Here is a 22,956-nt window from a genome sequence, read left to right on the forward strand (position 1 = left end):
TCCACTACTCAAATTTTAGGTAGGTGTGGATAACTTCGCAGATATACACAAGCGAATGAAGTTATCCACGCTCACCCACGGAGAGAGACATGGCTGAACGCCTGAATAATGACTTTCAATTTCTGGATGTAGCACGCCAAGATCCAGAGAAAAAAGATATTAATGTCCGCAAAGCAGAGTTTGTGGAAATTTATAAACCTTTTACAGCGGAAGTTGCAGCAAACCAAACCCACCGTTGTTTAGGCTGTGGTAATCCATATTGTGAATGGAAATGTCCAGTACATAACTATATTCCAAACTGGTTAAAACTGATCGCAGAAGGACGTATTTTCCAAGCGGCTGAGCTTTGCCATCAAACCAATACCTTGCCAGAAGTATGTGGTCGGGTATGTCCACAAGACCGTTTATGCGAGGGTGCTTGTACCCTGAATGATGGTTTTGGTGCTGTGACCATTGGTAATGCCGAAAAATATATCAACGATACCGCCTTTGCTTTGGGCTGGCGTCCAGATATGTCATCGGTAAAATGGACCAACAAAAAAGTTGCCATTATTGGTGCAGGTCCTGCAGGTTTAGGTTGTGCAGATATTTTAGTTCGTAACGGGGTAAAACCTGTTGTATTTGACAAGCGTCCTGAAATTGGTGGATTGCTTACATTTGGTATTCCAGAATTCAAAATGGAAAAAGATGTGATGAAACGCCGCCGTGAAATTTTCACAGGTATGGGTGTTGAATTCCGCTTAAATACTGAAATTGGTACAGATATCACCATCGATCAATTGCTTGCAGACTATGATGCTGTATTTATGGGTATGGGAACTTATACCTATATGAAAGGTGGCTTTGCAGGTGAAGATTTTGATGGTGTCTATGATGCACTGGATTTCTTGATTGCAAATGTTAACCGTACACAAGGTTGGGAAAAAGATCCATCTGAATACATTAGTGTTCAGGGCAAAAAAGTCATCGTTTTAGGCGGTGGTGATACTGCAATGGACTGTAACCGTACTTCAATCCGTCAGGGCGCAGAGTCGGTAACTTGTGCTTACCGTCGTGATGAAGAAAATATGCCAGGTTCACGTCGTGAAGTGAAAAATGCGCGTGAAGAAGGGGTGGACTTCCAGTTCAACCGTCAGCCAATCGAAATCGTTGGTGAAAACGGTAAAGTGACGGGTGTAAAAGTTGTGACTACCCAGCTGGGTGACCCTGATAGCCGTGGTCGTCGTAGTCCTGAACCGATTCCAGGCTCTGAAGAAGTTTTACCCGCAGATGCGGTATTGCTGGCTTTTGGTTTCCGTACCAGCCCAGCAGAATGGTTTGCAGGTGCAAATATTGGGTTAGATGGTTCTGGCCGAGTCATTGCAGCTGAAAAACAACAATTTAAATTCCAGACCTCTAATCCAAAAATCTTTGCGGGCGGAGATATGGTACGTGGTTCTGATTTGGTGGTGACTGCAATCTGGGAAGGTCGTGAAGCTGCTGAAGGAATTTTGGATTATCTTGATGTTTAATTTTAGACATTAAATAACATTTATTTAAGAGCCCGCAGTCATGCGGGCTTTTTAATGCAAAAAAAATCAAAAAATTAATCTGAGTCAATCGTTTGCAGATAATGACTTAGCTTTAAGCTATGTTGTTTTGCCCGAGTTCTGATTTCAGTATGTGTATGTCCTAAAACAGTTGAAATATCATATAAGAACACGGGTTTTAAATATTCCATTCCGGTATAAAGTGCTGATTTTTGAATTGGAGATAAAAAGTCCTCCAATAATGAATGCTGTTGTTCTGTACTAAAATTCTGCTCAGGTTGACCAATGGTCATACTCAGCAAAAGCTTTTTATTTTTGAGCTTGTCTCCTTTAGAACCATAGGCAAATTGATGTGTAAATACCTGATCAAACCAAATTTTTAAAATGGCAGGTATACTGAACCAGTACATAGGACATTGTAAAATAATCAGCTCATGTCTTAATAGTGCACTTTGTTCAGCTGTAATATCGATTTGATAATCTGGATATAAATCATGAATATGACGAATTTCTAAATCAGTTTGAGTTCTTGATAATTCATCGACAATGGTTTTATTTGCGACAGATTCAGTAAAACTGGGATGCGCTAAAATCAGTAATGCCATCTTGGTTTTTCCAACTATAAAAATTATAGTGAATATAAATATTATAGTTTTTATGTACAATAACTATCCATTTTGATAGCTGGATGAAAAAATGAATACTGAGCAAAATACATGTGAAGTGACCTTTCACGATAAGACTTATCACTGTCCGATTAGCATGGTGATGGATTTAATCGGTGGGAAATGGAAAACCGTGATTCTCTATTACTTAAAAGAGCAATCAAAACGCTTTAATGAACTTAAGCGTGATATGCCAGATATCACAGAAATGACCTTAAGTTTGCAACTTAAGCAACTGGAAGAGAATGGTTTTATTTCCAGAACCGTATTTGGTGACAAGCCTCCAGTCAAAGTGGTTTATGAATTAACTGCATTTGGTCAAACATTTATTCCTGTACTGGATGCTTTATCTGCTTGGGCACATGGTTTTTCTGAGCAAAGCTAATTCAAAGTGAAGGCGTTGAAAGAAGCAGTTTTAAAGATTAAATCAGCTATAAAAGGCGATGAGTAGAGTGGTTTAGTCATAAAATTTGCCAATCACACTAAAGCAACAATTTGTTTTTTTATACAAAAAAATTCCTAGACGAATCATGTTTGTTTGAGTTCTATAAAACACATGCTTTTTTGAATGTTTATATTGGGGCCGTCTAAGTGAGAACATTCATAAATTGAGTTCTAATTTTGAATAGATCCTATGTGATTGTTTTAAAAATTAAAACACAACTCAACCTGATTGAAAAATGTCATTTAAGTCAATAAAAGCATGCTTATAAATCTCGATTTTAGGTTTTGTGTAAACGATAAAGCACTTTTTTGTGAAGATAAGAAATATATTTATTTTTAATAAGTTTAATTATATCAATAAATTATGTTTTTAATTTTTTTAGATTTTTAATTAAGCCATGTGTTTTTTTGAAAATGATATTTTAGGTCAACTGTGTGGATGATTCTGCAATATACAAATATTGAGATTGTGCCAATATAGCTTAAATTCAGACAAATGTAGGATTATCCTTATGTCAACAGTTCAAGCGACGGCAGAAAAATCATATTTAAATCGTCCTAAAGCTATTGGTATTAAAGTCCGTAAACCAAGCTTTAACCCAAAAGCAATTCGCAGGCATTTTTTTGCGAATTCTCCTGTGATGTCACATTTATTAACTGCGCTTTCTTCAACATTTCCGATTGGTGAGCAGTTCTTTGTACATAGTGTGCGTAATGTACGTGACAAAATCACGGATGAAAAATTGCAAGCGCAAATTGCAGCATTTATTGGTCAAGAGGCCATGCACTCCAAAGCCCATACGGAATTTAATGATGCATGGCGCCGTGATGATTATAACTTAGACAGTTTTCAAGCATGGTTAGCACGTCGAGATGCACTGATTAAAAGTGTACATCCAAAATTACAACTTGCTGTTACCGCAGCTTTTGAGCATTTTACTGCATTATTGGGTGGCTATATTCTTCGTCATCCTGAAGTTTTAAGCACTCTGGATGATGATGCGGTTAAACTTTGGGTATGGCATGCAATCGAAGAAATTGAGCATCGTGCAGTGGCATTTGATGTATATCAGGCGATTTATAAAGATGATCGGACTCGTCGTACAGTGATGCGTAATGTGACTACGGGTTTTGCAAGTTTAACGTTTTATTCGGCTACCCGTTTGTTTATGCAAGACTGGAGAAAAAGTTTACCTAAAGTGCCGCAAAATATCTTTGGGGTATATATGATTTCTAAAATGTTGATTTCATTGATTCCTGAATATTTATCTTATTACAAATCTGACTTTCATCCTGATGAAATTGATTATTCGAAGATTGTGGCGTACTGGAAAGAAAAGCTGGCAGATGATTATGGAATGGAAAGTTTCCAAGAAGAAGTTCATCTGCCGTTATATAGTTAAGACAATGCTTTAGATCAAAGGGCCAATTTATAAGATTGGCTCTTTTAGTCTTCTTGCTGACGTTGATGGATACTTTCTAAAGTATCGACCATAGTGCGGGTCATTTGGTCAATTTCATAATTGAGTTTGCCACCAATTTGGACATGTTTAAATGTCGTCAAACGTAAGGTTTCGGGGATTAAATCCACTGAAATTTCATTGGTTTTTCGATCCACGCGATTGACAGTCAAGCTGCAACCTTGCAGTCCAATAAAGCCCTTTTTAAAGAAGTATTTGATATTGTCATCTGGAATAACGATATCAATGTGTAGCGTTTCACCGGTATGAACCACATCTTCAATGGTTGCCATACCTTCGATATGCCCAAAAATATTGTGCCCACCGTTTTCCATGCCTGCTTTGATAGATCTTTCGATATTGACTTCATCACCAATTTTTAAAAATTGTAATGTAGTGAGAGAAGTGGTCAGTGCTGAAACATCAAATGAGGCTATATTTGCAACAGCATCAAAACTTGTTGCGGTTAGGCATGTCCCATCGATTGCAACACTGGCACCAATAAAAACATCGTTAAAAAAGCCATTTTCATTGGAAATATAAAGGGTTGTAAAATTATCACCTTGTTGGATGTTTACAACTTTTTCTAAGCCTTGAACGATACCTGTATACATCGCTGATCTCTTTTATTTAGCTGATTTTTATTGTACAGATTTCATTGAAGAGGACTAGGGCTGAATTTTAGATTTATGTTGTATAGAAGAGCCTAACATCATACTTAGATGATTTTTTAAAAGAGAATGAATATAGCAGTAAGGATTGCACAGGCTTATTTTATAGGGAAAATTCTAAATCATTGATTATATAGTCAAATCACCTAAATTATTATACAAGTTATTGATTATAAATAAATTTATATTTCCCATGAACCTTTAGAAACTATTCGTTATCAATTCGTTTTTTGTATTTTTGAATCTTAGATGGTTGTCCTATCGTGTGGCGACATGGATGTCGCCGTTGGGCGGGGGTATAGGATGTACCCCTCGCCAAACAGAAGATTTTTGTCATCTTTTCATCTCTGAAAAGTGAGGCATCGCCTACGCAATGGTATTTAAACTTTGAATGTAAGGTGTGGCATTACAAACTTTTTTATAATCAAACAATTTATTTTCCATACAATTGATTTAATTAGAAATATTAATCAAGAGAAATTATATTCTTATGTATGCGTTTTTTAACAGGTTGACTATAGTTTGATGATAACGTATTTCAGACGATCTAAGCTTGATTGTGGCTTAAATCGGACTAAGTCAATATGCATTTACACTCAGTCCAATTCAATTTAGCCAATCAACAATCAACAATCAACAATCAACAATCAACAATCAACAATCAACAATCAACAATCAACAATCAGTCATAAAATGAATTAAATCTTATCTTTAAACTGTTTTATGATTTTTTGACGTTGCCATGGTAAAGGACGATTAATCGCTTCAGGTACATCACCAGAGGTTGAACGCAGACGTAAATGAATTGCTGCCTGCGCAATTAAGTTTGCTGATACTGGGGCTGTAATAAAGGCAAGCAGGGTGATCAATAACTCTGCAAAACCTAAACGACTGTTAAACGCTGCGTAAATCATTCCCGCGATTAAAAAGCTGCCTAAGCCCAAGGTGCTGGATTTGGTCGGTGCATGTAGACGCATAAATAAGTCTGGTAATTTGACCATACCTATGCCACCCACCAAGGTAAAAAATGCACCGACAATCAAGAAGAATGAAACGATGATTTCCATGACAATTTGCATATTATTTTCCATGTACTTTCTCCTTAATCAACCACATGACCCGTTGTAAAATAACGAGCCAGTGCAGCAGTTGAAACAAAGCCCAGCATTGCAACCAATAATGCGCCTTCAAACATTGAAGTGCTTGCCCAATAAATACCAAGAATGACAACTAAGCAGGTTGCATTTAAAAACAATGTATCCAATGCCAGTAATCGATCTACGATAGAAGGGCCCATCACCAAACGAATCAAACATAACAACATAGAGATGGTCACAGCGAGCAGGCAAATGCCAAGTGCATAAGGTAAAATACTCATGAACGTGCTCCTCGTTGCAGGTCAAAGATTTCGATTAACGGAACTTCATAGCGGGTTTTAATGGCTTGAATTTCTGCATCTACATCATCACAACTTAGTGCATGAACCAAAATATCGCCACGTTCTTGATCAATTCCAGCACTGACTGTACCTGGTGTGGTGGTAATGATCATCGCCAGTAAAGTATTGACATGTTCATGGTCAGTTTCCAATGGAACTCGAAACCATTTTGGGGTGAGATTTTTGGTTGGGCCTAAGACTTGTTTAGCAACTTTAATATTGCTGACGATGATGTCCCATAGCACCACAAAAAATAATTGAATGGCGCTTTTCCAATGAATATTGGGTGTATGAATGATAAAGGGTTGAATCAGTTTAGGAATGATTAATCCCAAACTGATTGCCACAACAAAATCAAAGCTTTCAGCACTATGGTTCAACATAAGCCAACTCATTGCCACAATCACCGACACAAAAGGATGCGGTAAAATACGAGCGAATAATGATTTATTTTGCATTTATTGCTCCATAGGCTTGAGTTGAGCATTTTCAACATGTTGTTGCTGTTCTTGCCCCTGAATTTGGCGTTGCTTAAATTCAGAGATATGTTCGCCTTTTAGGGTTTCTGGGCTAATGATATAGGGAATATAGTGTGCATTTGGATCAACCATTTCACCATTGTATTTTGTTTCAGGTACATAGTGCGGATCGAAAGGTTGTACACTGATAGTTTCACCATGCCCATCCAATTTTAAAATACGCTGTTGATAAAGTGATGCATCAGAAACTTGCAGCGCAGTTTTTTCAACATAATTTAAAATTGGAGCAGCGCAAACAACATAGACAATCAGTCCTGCCAATAGCAGGTAAACGCTTTTGTCATTGCGTGGAGGAGCTTGCTCGGGTAAGGCTTGATAGGCTGTATAAGCGTCTTCTTTCGGGTTGTCCTCAGGTGTCGTCGCTCGCCAAAACAGGATAAATCCGACTCGTGTAAATGCCAGAATACTTAAAAAACTCACAATCAAGATAATCGCAATAATCCAGCCTTGTGCAGCCAAGTTTGCAGTTGCCTGTAAGATTAAGACTTTGCCTAAAAAACCACTAAATGGCGGCAAACCTGCCATCATCAAAGCGATAAGAAAGAACGTCATGGCAATGACTTTGTCTTGCTTCATCTTTGGTGCGACTTTGAGATGATCTTTCATTGCACCACGCTGTGAAGTAATCCAACCACAGAGCAAATAGAACGAAGCGGCAATGATGGTACTGTGAACAAGGTAATACAATCCAGCAGCCCATGCCTGTGTGTTAAACATGGCAATGGCAACTAAAATCGTTCCGACTGAGGATAACACCATAAAGCCAACGAAGCGGCGTAAGCGTTCAGCTGCGAGTGCACCAATCACACCATATAATGATGTGACTAAACCAATTGGCAATAAATAATTGCTAAAGATCGATTGACCAAGCTGATCATTAAAGACAGTACCATTGACCCGTAAAATTGCATACACACCCACTTTGGTCATGATAGTGAAAATAGCAGCAACAGGTGTCGCGGCAACAGCATAGGTTTTTGGCAACCAAAACCCCACAGGTAACATGGCTGCTTTGATGCCAAATACAACAAATAGAAGCAAACCACCTGCTATAGCAAGACGATGTTGATCATGTTCCAATGTCGGTAATAAACGGCCAACATCGGCCATATTCAAACTGCCCACACTGCCATAAATCATGCCTAAACCGATGAGGAATAGGGCAGAAGCCAGTAAGTTGATGGTGACGTAGTGAATGCCTAATTGGAAACGGGCTTTGCCTTGACCATGTAACAGCAAGACATAAGATGCCATCAGTAATATTTCAAAGAATACAAACAGGTTAAATAAGTCACCTGTTAAGAATGCACCAGTCAGACCCATTAAAAGAAGATGGAACATGGCATGAAAATAACGCCCACGTTCATCCCATTCTTTGCTGGCAAACCACAATACAGGCGCGGCAAGTGTGTAGGTGAGAACCAGCATTAACGCCGATAAGCGATCCAGTACCAAGACAATCCCAAATGGTGCAGACCATTCAGCAAGTTGATAAACAAAGATTTTCCCGGTATTGGCTTGAATCAAGTAAGCAATCGCAGTGGCGAGTCCAAGCATAACCGAGATTAAGCTAATGCCACGGCGCCAAGGTTGTCGCCAATCATGTTTTAAAGCGCCTGAACCAGGATTGCCTAATAAAATCAGCATAAAGCCTGTAAATGCAGGAATTAAAATACTCAGGATTGGAGAATGAGCATACCAAAAATCTAAAAAGCTGGTCATTATGGCTCATCCTCACGTGGGTCAAAATTACTCGGTTCCTCTTTGGTGTCTACATGGTCTGTCCCAGACTCATAACGACTGCGTAATGCCAATTGAACAATAAAAGCAGTCGTTGCAAAGCCAATGACAATTGCGGTTAGCACTAAAGCTTGAGGCAAAGGGTCAGTGACTTTGCTGGCTTGGGTTAAAATCGCAGGTGAACTGATTTGTATTCTTCCCATAGAAAACAGGAAGATATTGACTGCATAGCCAATCATGGCTAATCCAAGAACGACTGGAAAGGTACGTGCACGAAGAATCAGATAAATTCCTGAGGCAACCAATAATCCAATCGCAGATGCAATTAAAAATTCTAAACTGATCATGCATTACTCCTTGGGTACTGGACCAGACATGCTTGAATGTCTAGAGTCGCCTAAAACAGAAATGAGTAACATGGCTGCACCAACAACCGTGACATATACGCCAAGGTCAAATCCTGCAGCAGAGGCAAGATGGAATTTGCCAAATAGTCCTGATTCCACATAAACATGTGCGCTGGTAAGAAACGGACGTGCCCAGAACCATGAAGCCAGACCTGAAAGCCCAGCAATGATCAGCCCTAAACCAATCCAGATTTCGTATAAACGACCAGATTGAGCACACAGCATTTTTTCAGCCTGATCTTGTCCAATCGCGATATATTGGATCACCAATGCCATGGAGGTAATTAAGCCTGCAATAAAGCCGCCACCTGGATAATTATGTCCTCGTAGGAAAATATACAGACTTACCACAAGTGCGATCGGCAGTACCCATGAAGCCGTCATACGGAACATCAACGGAGATGGATTGAAACGATAGCTCAGACCTTGAGTGATCGTGGTGCCATGAGCACGCATCCCATCCATCATGCACAGTGCACCAATGGCTGCGATACCCAATACGGCAATTTCACCAAAGGTATCGAAACCACGGAAATCAACCAGAATGACATTGACAATGTTTGAGCCACCGCCTAACGGAATTGACTGCTGAACAAAGAACCATGAAATCGAGTTATGATCACGTGTCATGATTAACCAAGTAATCCAACCAATACCAATACCGCCACCAATTGCAATGACTGCATCACGCCAACGACGGGTTTGGCTGGACTCATAAGGGGTCAATTGAGGAAGCAGTGATAAGCTCATCAATAGCAGAACAGTCGTGACAACATCCACGGTAATTTGTGTCAGTGCTAAGTCTGGCGCAGAGAGTGTGATGAAAATCATTGTCACGACCAAACCAATTGCGCCACTAATCAGAACTGCTTTGATACGTTCATGGTGAAACCACAGCATCATCCAGCAGGCAGAGAACAACAACAACCACAGCACGATCGCAGTAAAGGGTGCATGTGTGAGTTCACGTGTTCCTGTGGTTAAATTTTGGTTGATCAATGGCGTGGCAACCACGGCAATACTTAAGGCCAAAATCCACAATAAATAATTTTGTAATGAGCCAGTTTCAGTCTTTTTCTTAATTTTGCGTGAAATCAGCAAGAGATTTTTAAGGAAATCTTCAAATAATAATTTGCCTTGGAAACGACCTAAGCGTGGATCAAGATCAATTTCACGAATTCGCCCGCATTTGGCCAAGGCGAAATAGAAAATCACACCACCAATTAAGGCAATTGCACTCATCAGTAACGGTAAATTAAAACCATGCCAGATGGCTAAATGAACCCCTTCAAAACTTGCAATTTGTGTTGATGCGCGTGTTCCCGCATTGACAATGTTTTCAACCAGCAGTGCAGGAATGATCCCCACTAAAATACATAAAGTTGCCAATATGATTGCTGGAATTCGCATACCGATTGGCGGCTCATGGGCATTTTTATTGGGAACATTAGGCCCCACATCACCATCAAAAAATACACCATGTACCAGACGAACTGAGTAAGCAACCGCAAATAAACCTGCCAATGTCGCAACAATCGCTGCCAACACAACATAGCCACCAGATAAGTTTGCCAATAGCTCAGTAAAGAACATTTCTTTTGAGATAAAACCATTGGTCAAAGGTACACCCGCCATACTTGCGGCGGTAATCATGGTTAATGTTGCTGTAAATGGAAGAAGTTGCCAAAGCCCACTTAACTTTCTTAAATCCCGTGTACCAGATTCATGGTCAATGATCCCAGCGAGCATAAATAATGCCGCTTTAAAGGTTGCATGATTGATGATATGGAAAACTGCAGCAGCCACGGCTAAAGGTGAGCCTATACCCAAAAGGCACATGATCAGACCTAAATGACTGATGGTTGAATAAGCCAGTAAGCCTTTTAAATCTTCTTTAAAGATGGCAAAAAATGCCGCCATACATAAGGTCAGCAGGCCAATTGTGGTGACAAGATTATGGAACAGTGCTGAGCCAACAAAGATTGGCAGTAAGCGTGCAACCAGAAAAATCCCTGCTTTTACCATGGTTGCTGAATGCAGATAGGCTGAGACAGGGGTTGGTGCTGCCATGGCATTAGGCAACCAGAAATGGAAGGGGAATTGCGCACTTTTGGTAAAAGCACCCAATAAAATCAACAATAAAGCGGGAACAAATAAACCACTATTTTGAATTGTACTCGCCATCATGGTGAGTTGGTCAATTTGATAGGTTCCTGCGATTTGACCAATCAGAATAAATCCACCTAGCATGGCTAAGCCACCCATACCTGTGATGGTGAGTGCCATCCGTGCACCACGTTGCGCGGCGTCGTAGTTACTCCAATAGCCTACTAACAAGAATGATGAAATACTGGTCAATTCCCAAAAAACCAATAAAATAATTAAATTATTCGATAAAGAAATACCCAACATTGCGGCCATAAATAGCATCAACAATGCATAGAGCTTACTGAGAGAATTTTTTGGGTTTAGATAATAATAGGCATAGATATAAATGAGTGTGCCGATCCCCGTGATCAGCAATGAAAAAATTAAACTTAACGCATCTAATCGGAAACTAAAATCAATACCAATTTGAGGTAGCCATTGCCACTGCTCTAAAACGGCTTGTCCACTTAATACTATTTTCGCTTGAGTCAGCAGCAAGATAAAACTGCTTAAACTGACCCCGATTGCCCCTAAGGCTGTTACCCCGCGAGAGAATTGCTTCAGCCACAGAACAACGATAGTGCCAAGTATTAATGGTAAAAGAATAATAATCGGAAGCACACGCGTATCCATTGTCGTGAATAGGTCGTGAAACCTATGTGAATCTTATCTTTCAAGGATTTGAGGAATGCAAGGAACAGTCCAATAACTTAAATCTTGAAAGCCGAATTAAATTAGTAATTAAAAAATGAGTTGTGTTGCGCAACTTGAGAAAGCGATTAGAAAATCAATTTGCATTGAAAAATCTAATTTAAATTGATTTTTTCATCTTATTACATGAGTAGAATAACATCAATTTATTTTGTCATTTTTTACGCAAACATTTGTAATTATACGCTTCATGTGACTTTTTGCTGCTTGAAAAGCATGCGGTAACAATCAATCTAGTACATTTGGAACTTTATAGAACAATGAATATGAATGTGAATATATTCATGATTTGAGAATGGAGTATAAAAGACAGTGTTTCACAATTGATGATCATTCACTGTCTGCTATTGACGGGTTTAGGCTGAGGTTTTTTATAATAAGAACTTATGTGACGTTTGGTCATCACCAGACTGCATTAAACGTTTTAATTCGGTCTTTTGTTCTTCACTCAGGTGTTTAAACTGCTCAAAAAGCTGTTGAACATTTACTGGCAGATTGGGTTCGGGTTCAAGCAAGTCCTGTTCAGCGCTTTTGGGAACCTCTTTGAGCAAGTTTGCATAAATATCTTGGTATTCTTGCCATACTTTATTGTTCTGAATTTCATAAAGCTTTTTATTGTCCAGTTTAAAACATTGATATTCGTCGGCTTGCTCAAGCAGCTCTTCATGGCTGGCTGTGGCGATGATCTGTAAACGAGGAAAGGCTTGATTTAAACGATCGAGAATTAACTGTAGGCCAAATTGGTCTAAATCAACATCAATTTGATCAATCAGTAAGATGCCTTCACCTTCTTCACAAGGATAAAGACTTAAAGGATTGAGTATGCACATGCGACGTACCAAATCACCGACTAAGGCTAACCAATTTTTAACCGTATTCGACAGTTGTGAGTAAGTCAGACTTTGATTTTTATAAGTGACCATCAATTGTAATTTGGGTTGATATTCTAAATAGAGATCTGTGACTTCAGGAAGAACGATACTTAAGCTTTGCTTTAAGGCTTTTAAGCTGGGTGCATGTAACTGAGCACGGGCTTGAAATAAAATACTTTGAAAATCCTCATCACTTTGATTTGAAGATTCTTTTTGTGCTAAAACACTTTGAAAAAGTTGCGCGATTTGCGCATTTTCGATATCACTGATTTCTCGAAACCATTCGAAAAATCGTGCAAAGGTGGTATATGGAATCGGTACTAATTCATAGGCATTGTGCGCTTGTAAAATAATAGGATTATTTTTATTGAGAATATTCACTTCATTTACAAATCGTTCAGCAGGGTAGTAGGCAATTAAAGGTAAGCCTTGAACAGGATCTTTTTTGAGCACTAGATTATAACGTTCTACCAATTGTTCGAGTTGTACTAAGTCAACTTTACTCAGACCAACACCAGAACTATTTAAGGTTTTATATAATTGCCAATGACAACTTTGTGGATCTTGTTCTGCTGTTGCAGTGCTTTCTGCGAGTTGACCAAACTCTATTGGGAAACTGATTTTAACATCTATTTTGGATTGCACTCGATCTTGCATAATGTCTTGGTCGAGCATTACCACACCAGGTGTGCGCAAATCTTTTAGACGTGCAGGAAACCAAGTCAAAGCTTGGTAAATATTTTTAATAATTGCCGTTTTTCCACTGGCTTGTTCGCCAACAATTAAACTGATTGGTTTGTTTTTATAATTAAAGTCTATTTTTAAATCAGCAAAATGGTATGTGTGGCGAAAATGAATTGCTGCTAGTTTCATAGGATACCTGAAAATTGACGGACAGCATAAAAGCTGTTGATATTTTCACCTTGCGATTTTTTTCGCTGATACAGATGAGTGAGTCAAAAACCTTATGCTGTTGCTTTATTTTTAAATGGCGCTTTTACTTTCAATTGTTGCACGAGATCATAGATGTGATGAATATTTAAGCTGACCTTTGCCCGTGTACAGGCGACATATAACAGCCTTAATTCTTCATCGCTGATTTTATGTTCTAAACCGTTTATTTTAAATTGGTAATCATCTTCGATATGTACACGATTCCATTCTAGCCCTTTGGCCTTATGTGCAGTTGAAATCACATAATCAGCTTGCTCTATTGGGGTTATTTTAGCAAGTGCTTTTTTGAGTGGTTCCGTACCGTGATCGTCAACCAATTTGACTAAGGGTTTGATATCACTGCCATCATTGGTTTCACAATATTCATGTACATCATGCCAAGAGTTAAACCAGGCCAGTTCAGGTACATCAACAACACGTTTACCTTGTTTAAGTAAACTTGCAGCATCAACAAAACGGTTGAGTTTTGCATGATCGGCTTGTAGTCCAACTTTATCGCCTTGCACGAGACCAGAAAGAAGCAACTCCATTGCACGTGCATTGGTGCGACATAAAATCGCATCACGCATTTTAGTATGTGGTTTATTGACCACACTCGATTTCATTTCAGGATTGCCCAATAAAGGCACAGTTTCATCCAATGCACCGAGCAAATGATTGGCCACATCTGCAATCGCATCACCAAAACGGAATGAAGTGGTTAAACGAGATTCAGGAAGTGGCATTTGTTGCATGGCATTGACCGCACCACGCCATGCATAAATTTGTTGATGTGCATCACCCACATAAATCACTTGGGTATTACGCTGACGCAATAAAATACCAAGCATTAATGGATCTGCATCTTGTGCTTCATCAAAGAGCACATAATCTGCTGGAATAAATGGATCTGATAATGCCCAGAGTTTTAAATAAATATCATGACCTATGCCTGCTTGATGATTGGTATCAATCGACTCTAACCAACGTCTTTCTACAGCAGGGTAAAGATGTTTTTGTAAAGACTCGATATCATCTGCATGTAGCCAACTTGGTGCTTGGATATGACGTGGTGCTGGATATTGTGAGCTGGTCGAGCAGAAATAGCTTACAGCATTGGCAACTAAACTCGCCAAACGGCTGGGCATTAGCACATATTTTTCATAACGCCCGCCCATTAAACGTCTAAGCGTGATCGGTTCGAGACGATATTCTTTGGCAATAAAACTGGGACTTAAACGCGGCAGACGTAATTTATCGGTTACTCCACGCGACACACTACGAAAAGCCAAAGAGTGGAAGGTGCGGCAATCTACATTTTGATGAAATTTATTCTGTGCCTCTGTGGCAATTGCCTTATTAAAGGCCAAATACATCCCACGGCGCTCCGTCATCGCATCACTGATTAACTGCAAAGTCGTGGTTTTACCTGTGCCAGCATAGGCAATCACTTTAAATGATTGTCCTTTTTTCGCTTCTGCGATTGCAAAGCTTTGCTCAGATGTGGGTGTAAAAGAATAAGGCACAGTATTTATAAAATCTTATTAGCTTGAAAATTCAATATGGGACAGAGTATAGCAAAAATTGCTCAGCACTAGGGTGAAATCTAACAAGATGTTATTTAAACGACTGTGCTAAGAATCTGCGGGGCGTATCCTGATCATTTTTATCATAATATGAGGTATTGGGGCTTTTGTCTTTAAAATGACTTAAAAGTGAAACTAGATTGTCATAACTGCTTTCTAAACTGAGCACGGGAAAATTCTAAAACATATTCGGATAAAGTTATGACAAATTCAGCCAGCCGACATACACGCCGTGAAGTGCTTACTTGGTTAGCCAGCATTCCATTTCTTCCACTTGGGGCAATGGCAACTTCAGCCACACTTGCAGGTTGTAATGATGATAAAAATACTGCAGTTAAACCACCGATCAATCCAGCTAAATTAAAATCTGCAACATTTATACCAATGGATGCACCGACAGTTGTTGCAGCAATGGCTACTACAACATGTACTTCAAAACTTTCGATTAATTGGGATGATGGTAGCTCAACCACTTATCAACTGGGATATAAGCCATTCTTCTTAACAGGCACTGAAGTTCCAGATGGTAAAGGTGGTAAAGTTATAGCAGGTGGTTATTATGATATTAAAAACCAACCCATTATCGATAGATCTGTAGCAGGCAAAGAACGCCAATTTTTCTCTGACTGTCCAGATGGTAGTTCTCTAATCAGTTTTAAACAAGCAACTGGCAAAGACTTTACCGATGCCGATAAAAAAGCTTTGGGTGTAACAGGAAATCCAGTATTTCATGTGGTTCAGTTTGAATACCTTACTAAAGATCAAGCAGGCGGAGATACTTACGGTAAGTTGTCATCACCAATTGCAGTCCTTACTCTAGATCAAGATCCTAAAACAGGTCATTTAACTTTAATTAAATACCACAATGTAGATACGTCTAGTGCACATGGCCTATGGATTACTTGTGGTGCGAGTTTATCACCTTGGGGAACACATCTTTCAAGTGAAGAATACGAGCCAGATGCATTTAATCAGGGATTAGGTCAATCAGCAGCGACACTTAAAGCATTCAGTAAAAATATATATGGTGATGAGACCTCTGCAAATCCATATAACTATGGGCATTTACCTGAAATTACAGTAAAAGCTGATGGTACTGGTTCAGTGAAAAAGCATTACTGCCTAGGTCGTATTTCACATGAGTTGGTACAAGTATTTGCGGATAATCGTACAGTACTTATGGGTGATGACTATACCAATGGTGGTTTGTTTATGTTTATTGCAGATAAAGAAAAAGATTTATCTGCGGGAACGTTGTATGTTGCAAAATACATAACGCAATTAACCGACATAACAGCAGGTAAAATTTCTTGGATTAAACTCGGTCACGCAACCAGTGCAGAAATTGAAAACTTGATTAAAAGTGGTATTAAATCTACTGATATTTTTGAATCAAAATTACAAATTGCAAAATATCCAACAGATGCTACGACTGATGAAAGACAAGCACTTGATGCGGCAACTCCAACTTCTGATCAAAAAGTATTGGCAGATGCTGCAAAAGCTCGTTTGAAACTGCAACAGGCCAGTCAAAAAGCAGAATTGGAAGCCCAAGGGTTCAAATTTACTTACTTAAGCAAAATAGGCGTTTATCTAAAATTAAAAGATAATTCGGATAAAACTAAACTTGCAGCAGCATTCCTTGAAACTCACCGTTATGCAGCTTATGTCGGTGCATCTATGGCATTGACGAAAAATGAAGGAACGACCGTAAATACCACAGATAAGAAAGCTTACTCTGCTTTAGCAAACATTGTTGACTCAATGGTTGAAGGGGGCAGTGGTTATCTTGCTGAGCATAATGTGAAGTTCCCTAAAATTACCGCTGGCGGTATTTTAGAGCATAAATTGGCTGGCGGACAAATTGACAGTACAAATGTAGCAATTAATAGTGAATGGGTTCCAAGTGAATCAAGCGTATTGCTCAAAGGAAAAGACATTAGTTTTGATAGTTTCGGGAATACTGCTGATCCATCACAAATTGCTAGCCCTGATAACTTGAAGTTCTCTGAAAAGTTACGCGTGTTATTTATCGGTGAAGATTCAGGTAATCATTTGAATAATTACTTGTGGGCTTATAATGTAGATACAAAGAAATTGGATCGTGTTTTATCTGCTCCTGCGGGTGCTGAATCAACAGGTTTACATGCTGTTGATGAAGTAAATGGCTGGACCTATATTATGAGCAACTTCCAGCATCCAGGTGATGAATGGAATCGTTTCTATAAAGAGACAGATGGTGTGCGTAGTGGTCTAAGTAAAGACATGCTTGCGCAACTTGATGCAGCGATTAACACCAACTATAACAATAAGTTTGCAGCAGCTGTCGGTTATATTACGGCTGATCCGATTGCACCTTCGGTTGAGAAAAAATCTTCTTAATTTCAATTTTTGAATAAAAAAGGCAGCGAAATTTCGCTGCCTTTTTTATAAATGCCAAATTAATGATCTCGATTGGCTTTTTCAACTAAGCCAGAAAGCCCTTGACGGCGTGCAAGTTCGTTGAGTACCAATTGCACATCCAACTCAAAATAACCAAGCATCACAATGGTATGGAACCATAGATCTGCAACTTCATAAATCAGATCATTTTTATGATCTTCACACGCTTCAGATTTAAAATCTTTAGCAGCAATGATGGTTTCAATACTTTCTTCACCAATTTTCTCTAAGATTTTATTTAAACCTTTATGGTAAAGCTTTGCCACATAAGAAGAATCTGGATCAGCTGCTTTACGTTCAGCCATCATTTTGCCTAAATAACCCAAGACTTCGACTTGTTCAGCCTGCGCATTGGATGTATTCATGGCAATAGTATGTGGATTCGATGAAGGCTTTTCACCGTATATTGCATTTGGATCTTTTAATTGTGCATCGACAATTTCCCAACCAGTTGCAGTGAGCTTGCGATAGAAGCAAGACTCTCGACCTGTATGGCAGGCGATTCCACCATGCTGTTCAATTTGTAAGACGATGACATCTGCATCACAGTCTAAACGGATTTCGTAAACGGTTTGAAAATGGCCAGACTCTTCGCCTTTAAACCATAATTTATTTCGTGAACGAGAAAAATAAACGCCCTGCATTTTTTCAGCAGTCAGTTGTAATGCTTCACGGTTCATCCATGCCACCATCAAAATACGACCAGTTTGATGATGCTGTGCAATAGCAGGAATAAGTCCTTGTTCGTTAAATTTTACTTCATCGAGCCATTGCAGATTGTTCATAGGATTTCACCAAGTTATAAAAAGAAAGAGCGCTACGTTGACATGGTAGCGGTTGTATAGTGTACGTTATTTCCAGCATTTTAGGAAAATATTGATTATGGATTGAGTCGAGATTAAAACGCTTGCTCACGTTTTAAAATTACAGAATGGGTAACTTGAGTGCACATTATTTTTCTCTTACCAAAGACGATCGAGCAATATCTTCATACTTCATTTGACTAAACATACCCGATTTTAATCCCGACACAGTGATTGCCATTTCTTTACGAAAATAAGGGATACGGTACATCCAAGAGAAGCTTAGATCTCGTAAACCGCCTGCCCACCAAAGATCAGACTGGTAAAGGGGCGTGAGTAAACGGCTTAAAAATTGATAGAATGCAGATGAGCTTTTGCGATGTTGGTGATAGCACTGCCATAGCTTTGCATAATCGATCGTTTGATTATTTCGGGCAACTTGAACTGCTTGTCCCAAAGCCCATGCATCTAAAAGCGCCATATTTGCACCTTGTCCAAGCTGTGGGCTCATGGCATGTGCTGCGTCTCCAATGATACCGATGCGACCTTGCCCAAATTTAGACAGCACTACATCGCGATAATGGGCAGAAAGCCATTGTTGCGTTTCTTCAGGATTAGCGATTACTTGCTCTAACCATTCAGCTGCGGGCTTCCAGCGTTTGGATAGCGTTTTTAACCACTCAGCACGGGCTTGTTGATGAGGCAAAAAATTTCCAAGCTGATCGGTTGGAAGACTCCAGAAGATACTTGAAAGTCGTTGCTTGGGCTGAGAGGGAATTGTGCCTGTAGGTAAGATTCCCATCATGATCTTAGAGCGATCATAAAATTGGTGCAAAATTTGAGTATCAAGCTGCAAGCATTCAGGCACAATGGTCCATTTCGCGCCCCAAGGGTAAGCTTGATCGATTTTAACCCATTCGATCGGTCTTAACTGGCTTCGTGCACCATTGGCAACAATAACGCTATCAAAGACTTCATCAAAAGATTCACCATTGATCCTACCCAAAACTCGGATTTCATCTGCTGTTTCTTTAAGTTTTTCAATATCGGCATTCATGTGCCAAGTGATCAGTTCAGGAAATTCATGGCATTTGTTTTGCAAGACATGACATAAGCTTGCTCGATGGATACCTAAACCATAAAAATCGGGATGAGCTTGGGCATAATGGCTATCTACCAGTTTAAAACCATTGGCGAGTTGTCCCTCTAAGCCTGTGACCATTGCACCGAGTTTAACCGCATCATCAAGCACACCTAAGTGCTCAAAAACTGCAAGTCCAGACGGTTGAAGCAATAAGCCTGCACCGACAGGTTCAAGCTCAGATACTTTCTCAAAAATAGTGACCTGAATATTTTGTTGTGCGAGTAAAATTGCAGTAGCAAGCCCTGCTGTTCCTGCGCCGACGATGGCAAATTTTGGCGTTTTAGTTTGATTCATTATTAGAGTAAGTGCTTTGAATGATTTAAATTTAACAAAAAGTAGGGAATTAACAAGCAGAAATTTAAATCAAGCTCTTTATTTACTAATGGATCTTAGCCAAAAATCAACGCCTATAGACCAGGCCAGACACGGATTAAATTCAGTACAAAAATACATATGTAAAGTTTGAGCCATGACTGGCTCATGTTGCAGGCTGATATCTCAAGTCATCGAGAATGCTGTTGTGATGTATTTAAGCTGTTGAAAATCACATTTATTGATCGCTGGATGAGGTAATCAATGGGAGGGGAACAATTATAAATCTAGCATCACTTCAGCAAAATTTTGTTTATCCAGCATTTCTAAAAATTCATCACCTAGTCGCTGACTTTCTGCCACAGACTGCTTCCACAATTGTTTTCGCTTCTGATCATCCAGACCTTTCATCACAAAATCTTTACGATCTGGTAAACGTCCTAAAGGTAAAGATTTTAAATAGTCTTGAGAAGGCGAGATCAGTAAAGTCCGTGCTTGGTTTGCAGGATTGGCTGTGCGAGATTTAAACATTTTGTCAAACCAGCCTGGGATGATGCTGTCGGCAAAATGTGGATATAAAACAATCCCTTTACTTTCAAAAGGCAAATCAATGTGATAGTCGATCAAACCGCCATCTCGATACGCGCCTTGTGGCGCATCGGCAATATTTTTTACCGCAGGTGTAACTGCAGGAATCGAACCTGAGGCCATCAACCAATCCGCAACATTGTGCTGATTAAAATTTAAATAATGAGTTTTAAAAGCGTCATCCTGAATTTTAAATTGTGGGAACTGTGCAGGCTGACAGATGACCCGTTGCATAAATTTATTCAGATGGTTTCTTGAAATTGCATTACTGCCGATAATGCCGAGTAAGGAACTATACAGTGCAAGCTTTTGATCACTTTGAAATAAATGTTCTGCTTTGGCTGCGATAATCGTAAGGTGATATTCGGGATGTTCGACCAATTTTTGGCTGTGTTGGTCTAAAATGCTGTACAGCATCTCGCGAGATATTTTCTCAATCTCTGCAATGGTCATCTTTTTATGAAAGGGCAAGTTGATATATAACTCAGCCAAACGTTCAGGACCGAGTTGTTCACCTTGCGCTAAAATTCCAGCAAAGCGCCATGCACCGACGGATGAACCGATTAAAAAGCGTCGTTGTTTGGCACGCTTTAGAAAATCACCGAAAATCGCCTGATCCAAGCCCATTAAACCAATGCCTTTAGGGCCACCAGCTGCGCCGGGAATCATATCGACTTGATGTGCAGATAAGCCTTCTTGTTGTATGTGTTGTTTGGCGAGTGAGCCTGCACGTAAGGTGATTGCTGCAGGGCGTTTTTGTAGAATTTGGGTCATGATTTCACTCACTCAAACGAATATTTTTTATTTTAGAGTGCGTGATAGATTGAACAATGGCGAGAGCTGTCACTCGGTGACTTAGCAGTCATAGACAAAAAAGCCTATTCATTGAATAGGCTGAATCGTGTTATTTGGCAATCCGCCAAACTGCTAAAACAGTGGTCAAGACAATCAAGACAATTGAAATATACCACGGTGCAATGATTGCAATAGAGAGCAAAATCGCCATGATACTGCCGAAAATCCAGCTACGTTTTTGTTGCTGTTCCACTTCTAAACGCATCATTTGCAACTCATGCAGTTGTTTTGCATGCCATGCAGATTGATTTTTTAAACCATTTAAGCTGTCAACCATCAAGGTTGGGAAATCCTGTGCACCTAAAAGTAAATCAGGAATTTTCTGTCCTAACTCTTTTAAGTTTTTCTGAGGATTCATTTGTGCTTTTACCCATTCGGTGAGAATCGGTTTTGCCAGTTTCCAAATGTCGAGTTCAGGATATAAATCGGTGCCTAAACCTTCCACATGTACTAGTGTTTTGAGTAATAACATCAATTGTGGTGGAATTTCTAAATGGAAACGACGCGCAATGTCCATGACTTGAATCAAGATACCCGCAAAGTCCAATTCATGCATCGGTTTGGACACCATTGGTCCAACAGTACGACGCATTTCACGGGATAGCGCATCTTGATCAGTGCCCGGTGGAATCCAGCCTGCCTGATGCACAATTTGAATTAGTTGTAAGAAATCGCTGTTCATGACCGCAAGCAACATACGTGCAACGGTCATCTGATCTTGTTTAGATAGCTCACCCATAATCGCACAGTCAAGGGCAATATAACGAGGGTGGCTTGGATTTAATGTTTCAACAAATACGTTGCCGGGATGCATATCAGCATGGAAGAAATTGTCACGAAATACTTGCGTAAAGAAAATCGTTAAACCCTTTTCAGCAAGATCTTTACGATCCATCCCAAGCCTTTCAAAGGTTTCAATATCCGAAATGGGAACGCCTGTGATCCGCTCAGCAACCATAACATCTTTGCTGTCCATATAGACTTCAGGCACATACATCATGCTTGAACCCGTGAAGTAATGACGCATACGACGGGTATTGTCTGCTTCTAGCGTAAGATCCAGTTCATTTAAGATCACTTGACGATAATTCTGGATGATTTCAGACAAATGCACTGCACGAGCTGCTTCAAGCCGTTTTTCTAAGCTTGCTCCAAGCCATTGCAGAATTTCAAAATCCTGTAGAATCTGACTGCGAATATCTGGACGAGTGACTTTCACCACCACTTCACGACCATCATGGAGCGCAGCAGTATGGACTTGTGCAATAGATGCAGCAGCCAAAGGTTGCTCATCAAAACGGGCAAAAATTGTAGAAATATTGGCTTTCAGCGATTGCTCAATACGCGCTTTTGCAATATTGACCTCGAAGGGTTTAACCCGATCTTGTAATAAAACCAATTGTTGTAAAATTTCAGGTGGAATTAAATCACGACGCGTGGAAAGTAATTGCCCCAGCTTAATTGCTAAAGGCCCCATTTCTTCTAATGCTTCTTTAAGCTTGAGCGGGTTTTTACGTTCTTTACTTGACCATGCCGCAGGGTGTAAGCGAATTAAAGCTAAAGCATGCCGAGCTTTTTCAGGTAATTCTTCCGCAGGGACCAGTGTGTCGAGTCTATAGTGCGCGGCGATGCGCCAAAGTTCGAATAAACGGGCAATATGCGGAATCAT

The 22,956-nt window shown here is 39.6% G+C and carries 18 protein-coding genes; 4 read left to right on the forward strand and 14 right to left on the reverse strand.

The genetic code is table 11. The features are described from left to right. Positions 1–89 precede the first annotated feature (89 nt). Positions 90–1,511 carry an FAD-dependent oxidoreductase gene (locus F981_RS20815; RefSeq protein ID WP_004725441.1) on the forward strand — a complete coding sequence of 474 codons (1,422 nt, stop codon included), beginning with the start codon at positions 90–92 and terminating at the stop codon, positions 1,509–1,511. Between the two features lie 74 nt (positions 1,512–1,585). Here the strand turns inward: F981_RS20815 and F981_RS20820 are convergent, their stop codons facing one another. Then, positions 1,586–2,134: an NAD(P)H-dependent oxidoreductase gene (locus F981_RS20820; protein ID WP_004725442.1), complete on the reverse strand. Its 549-nt coding sequence runs from the start codon at positions 2,132–2,134 to the stop codon at positions 1,586–1,588. A 91-nt stretch (positions 2,135–2,225) separates the two neighbouring features. Between F981_RS20820 and F981_RS20825 the strand changes: the two genes are divergently transcribed. Both F981_RS20825 and F981_RS20830 read left to right on the forward strand, forming a co-directional pair. Beyond that, positions 2,226–2,579, forward strand: a complete 354-nt coding sequence (locus tag F981_RS20825) for a winged helix-turn-helix transcriptional regulator (protein ID WP_004725444.1) — start codon at positions 2,226–2,228, stop codon at positions 2,577–2,579. Between the two features lie 571 nt (positions 2,580–3,150). Then, the gene (locus F981_RS20830; protein ID WP_004725446.1) at positions 3,151–4,041 is read left to right on the forward strand and encodes a metal-dependent hydrolase; all 891 of its coding nucleotides are present in this window, start codon (positions 3,151–3,153) and stop codon (positions 4,039–4,041) included. A 44-nt stretch (positions 4,042–4,085) separates the two neighbouring features. Here F981_RS20830 and F981_RS20835 read toward each other — a convergent pair whose 3' ends face one another. From F981_RS20835 to F981_RS20875, 9 genes are all read right to left on the reverse strand, one after another. Further along, the gene (locus tag F981_RS20835; RefSeq protein WP_004725448.1) at positions 4,086–4,712 is read right to left on the reverse strand and encodes a riboflavin synthase; all 627 of its coding nucleotides are present in this window, start codon (positions 4,710–4,712) and stop codon (positions 4,086–4,088) included. 755 nt (positions 4,713–5,467) lie between these two features. Then, the gene (locus F981_RS20840) at positions 5,468–5,848 is read right to left on the reverse strand and encodes a Na+/H+ antiporter subunit G (protein WP_034615073.1); all 381 of its coding nucleotides are present in this window, start codon (positions 5,846–5,848) and stop codon (positions 5,468–5,470) included. A gap of 23 nt (positions 5,849–5,871) precedes the next feature. Further along, positions 5,872–6,147 (reverse strand): monovalent cation/H+ antiporter subunit F, encoded by a 276-nt coding sequence (locus F981_RS20845; protein WP_004725452.1) that lies wholly within the window; start codon positions 6,145–6,147, stop codon positions 5,872–5,874. Beyond that, on the reverse strand, positions 6,144–6,665 hold the full coding sequence (locus F981_RS20850) for a Na+/H+ antiporter subunit E (RefSeq protein WP_004725454.1): 522 nt from the start codon (positions 6,663–6,665) through the stop codon (positions 6,144–6,146). Before F981_RS20850 ends, F981_RS20845 begins: the two co-directional genes overlap by 4 nt. Beyond that, positions 6,666–8,468 carry a monovalent cation/H+ antiporter subunit D gene (locus tag F981_RS20855; protein WP_004725455.1) on the reverse strand — a complete coding sequence of 601 codons (1,803 nt, stop codon included), beginning with the start codon at positions 8,466–8,468 and terminating at the stop codon, positions 6,666–6,668. Beyond that, complete coding sequence (locus tag F981_RS20860; RefSeq protein WP_004725457.1) at positions 8,468–8,833, reverse strand: Na+/H+ antiporter subunit C; 366 nt, start codon at positions 8,831–8,833, stop codon at positions 8,468–8,470. The genes F981_RS20855 and F981_RS20860 overlap by 1 nt, the downstream gene beginning before the upstream one ends. A gap of 3 nt (positions 8,834–8,836) precedes the next feature. Further along, complete coding sequence (locus tag F981_RS20865) at positions 8,837–11,674, reverse strand: monovalent cation/H+ antiporter subunit A (RefSeq protein ID WP_004725459.1); 2,838 nt, start codon at positions 11,672–11,674, stop codon at positions 8,837–8,839. A 449-nt stretch (positions 11,675–12,123) separates the two neighbouring features. Then, entirely contained in the window at positions 12,124–13,497 is a 1,374-nt protein-coding gene (locus F981_RS20870) for an ATP-binding protein (protein WP_004725461.1), read from the reverse strand. A gap of 92 nt (positions 13,498–13,589) precedes the next feature. Beyond that, positions 13,590–15,083, reverse strand: coding sequence for a UvrD-helicase domain-containing protein (locus F981_RS20875; RefSeq protein WP_004725463.1), 1,494 nt, complete (start codon positions 15,081–15,083; stop codon positions 13,590–13,592). A 261-nt stretch (positions 15,084–15,344) separates the two neighbouring features. Here F981_RS20875 and F981_RS20880 point away from each other — a divergent pair, with 261 nt between their 5' ends. After that, positions 15,345–17,525, forward strand: a complete 2,181-nt coding sequence (locus tag F981_RS20880; protein WP_004725465.1) for a PhoX family protein — start codon at positions 15,345–15,347, stop codon at positions 17,523–17,525. Between the two features lie 59 nt (positions 17,526–17,584). Here the strand turns inward: F981_RS20880 and hisIE are convergent, their stop codons facing one another. From hisIE to F981_RS20900, 4 genes are all read right to left on the reverse strand, one after another. Beyond that, the gene (gene hisIE / locus F981_RS20885) at positions 17,585–18,370 is read right to left on the reverse strand and encodes a bifunctional phosphoribosyl-AMP cyclohydrolase/phosphoribosyl-ATP diphosphatase HisIE (RefSeq protein ID WP_004725466.1); all 786 of its coding nucleotides are present in this window, start codon (positions 18,368–18,370) and stop codon (positions 17,585–17,587) included. Between the two features lie 166 nt (positions 18,371–18,536). Next, positions 18,537–19,826, reverse strand: a complete 1,290-nt coding sequence (locus F981_RS20890) for an FAD-dependent oxidoreductase (protein WP_004725468.1) — start codon at positions 19,824–19,826, stop codon at positions 18,537–18,539. Positions 19,827–20,123: 297 nt separating this feature from the next. Continuing rightward, positions 20,124–21,206, reverse strand: coding sequence for a patatin-like phospholipase domain-containing protein (locus tag F981_RS20895; protein ID WP_004725470.1), 1,083 nt, complete (start codon positions 21,204–21,206; stop codon positions 20,124–20,126). A 130-nt stretch (positions 21,207–21,336) separates the two neighbouring features. Beyond that, complete coding sequence (locus F981_RS20900) at positions 21,337–22,956, reverse strand: ABC1 kinase family protein (RefSeq protein WP_004725472.1); 1,620 nt, start codon at positions 22,954–22,956, stop codon at positions 21,337–21,339.

Origin of the sequence: Acinetobacter guillouiae CIP 63.46, from assembly GCF_000368145.1 — a bacterium.
Lineage (GTDB): Bacteria > Pseudomonadota > Gammaproteobacteria > Pseudomonadales > Moraxellaceae > Acinetobacter > Acinetobacter guillouiae.

Excerpts from the sequence above, each read along its gene's own strand:
- F981_RS20895 (WP_004725470.1), bottom strand. The coding sequence starts at position 21,206 with ATGACCCAAATTCTACAAAAACGCCCTGCAGCAATCACCTTACGTGCA.
- F981_RS20845 (WP_004725452.1), bottom strand. The coding sequence starts at position 6,147 with ATGAGTATTTTACCTTATGCACTTGGCATTTGCCTGCTCGCTGTGACC.
- F981_RS20880 (WP_004725465.1), top strand. The coding sequence starts at position 15,345 with ATGACAAATTCAGCCAGCCGACATACACGCCGTGAAGTGCTTACTTGG.
- F981_RS20850 (WP_004725454.1), bottom strand. The coding sequence starts at position 6,665 with ATGCAAAATAAATCATTATTCGCTCGTATTTTACCGCATCCTTTTGTG.
- F981_RS20900 (WP_004725472.1), bottom strand. The coding sequence starts at position 22,956 with ATGATTCCGCATATTGCCCGTTTATTCGAACTTTGGCGCATCGCCGCG.
- F981_RS20835 (WP_004725448.1), bottom strand. The coding sequence starts at position 4,712 with ATGTATACAGGTATCGTTCAAGGCTTAGAAAAAGTTGTAAACATCCAA.
- F981_RS20825 (WP_004725444.1), top strand. The coding sequence starts at position 2,226 with ATGAATACTGAGCAAAATACATGTGAAGTGACCTTTCACGATAAGACT.
- F981_RS20865 (WP_004725459.1), bottom strand. The coding sequence starts at position 11,674 with ATGGATACGCGTGTGCTTCCGATTATTATTCTTTTACCATTAATACTT.
- F981_RS20890 (WP_004725468.1), bottom strand. The coding sequence starts at position 19,826 with ATGAATCAAACTAAAACGCCAAAATTTGCCATCGTCGGCGCAGGAACA.
- F981_RS20855 (WP_004725455.1), bottom strand. The coding sequence starts at position 8,468 with ATGACCAGCTTTTTAGATTTTTGGTATGCTCATTCTCCAATCCTGAGT.
- F981_RS20860 (WP_004725457.1), bottom strand. The coding sequence starts at position 8,833 with ATGATCAGTTTAGAATTTTTAATTGCATCTGCGATTGGATTATTGGTT.
- F981_RS20815 (WP_004725441.1), top strand. The coding sequence starts at position 90 with ATGGCTGAACGCCTGAATAATGACTTTCAATTTCTGGATGTAGCACGC.
- F981_RS20870 (WP_004725461.1), bottom strand. The coding sequence starts at position 13,497 with ATGAAACTAGCAGCAATTCATTTTCGCCACACATACCATTTTGCTGAT.
- F981_RS20820 (WP_004725442.1), bottom strand. The coding sequence starts at position 2,134 with ATGGCATTACTGATTTTAGCGCATCCCAGTTTTACTGAATCTGTCGCA.
- hisIE (WP_004725466.1), bottom strand. The coding sequence starts at position 18,370 with ATGAACAATCTGCAATGGCTCGATGAAGTAAAATTTAACGAACAAGGA.
- F981_RS20830 (WP_004725446.1), top strand. The coding sequence starts at position 3,151 with ATGTCAACAGTTCAAGCGACGGCAGAAAAATCATATTTAAATCGTCCT.
- F981_RS20840 (WP_034615073.1), bottom strand. The coding sequence starts at position 5,848 with ATGCAAATTGTCATGGAAATCATCGTTTCATTCTTCTTGATTGTCGGT.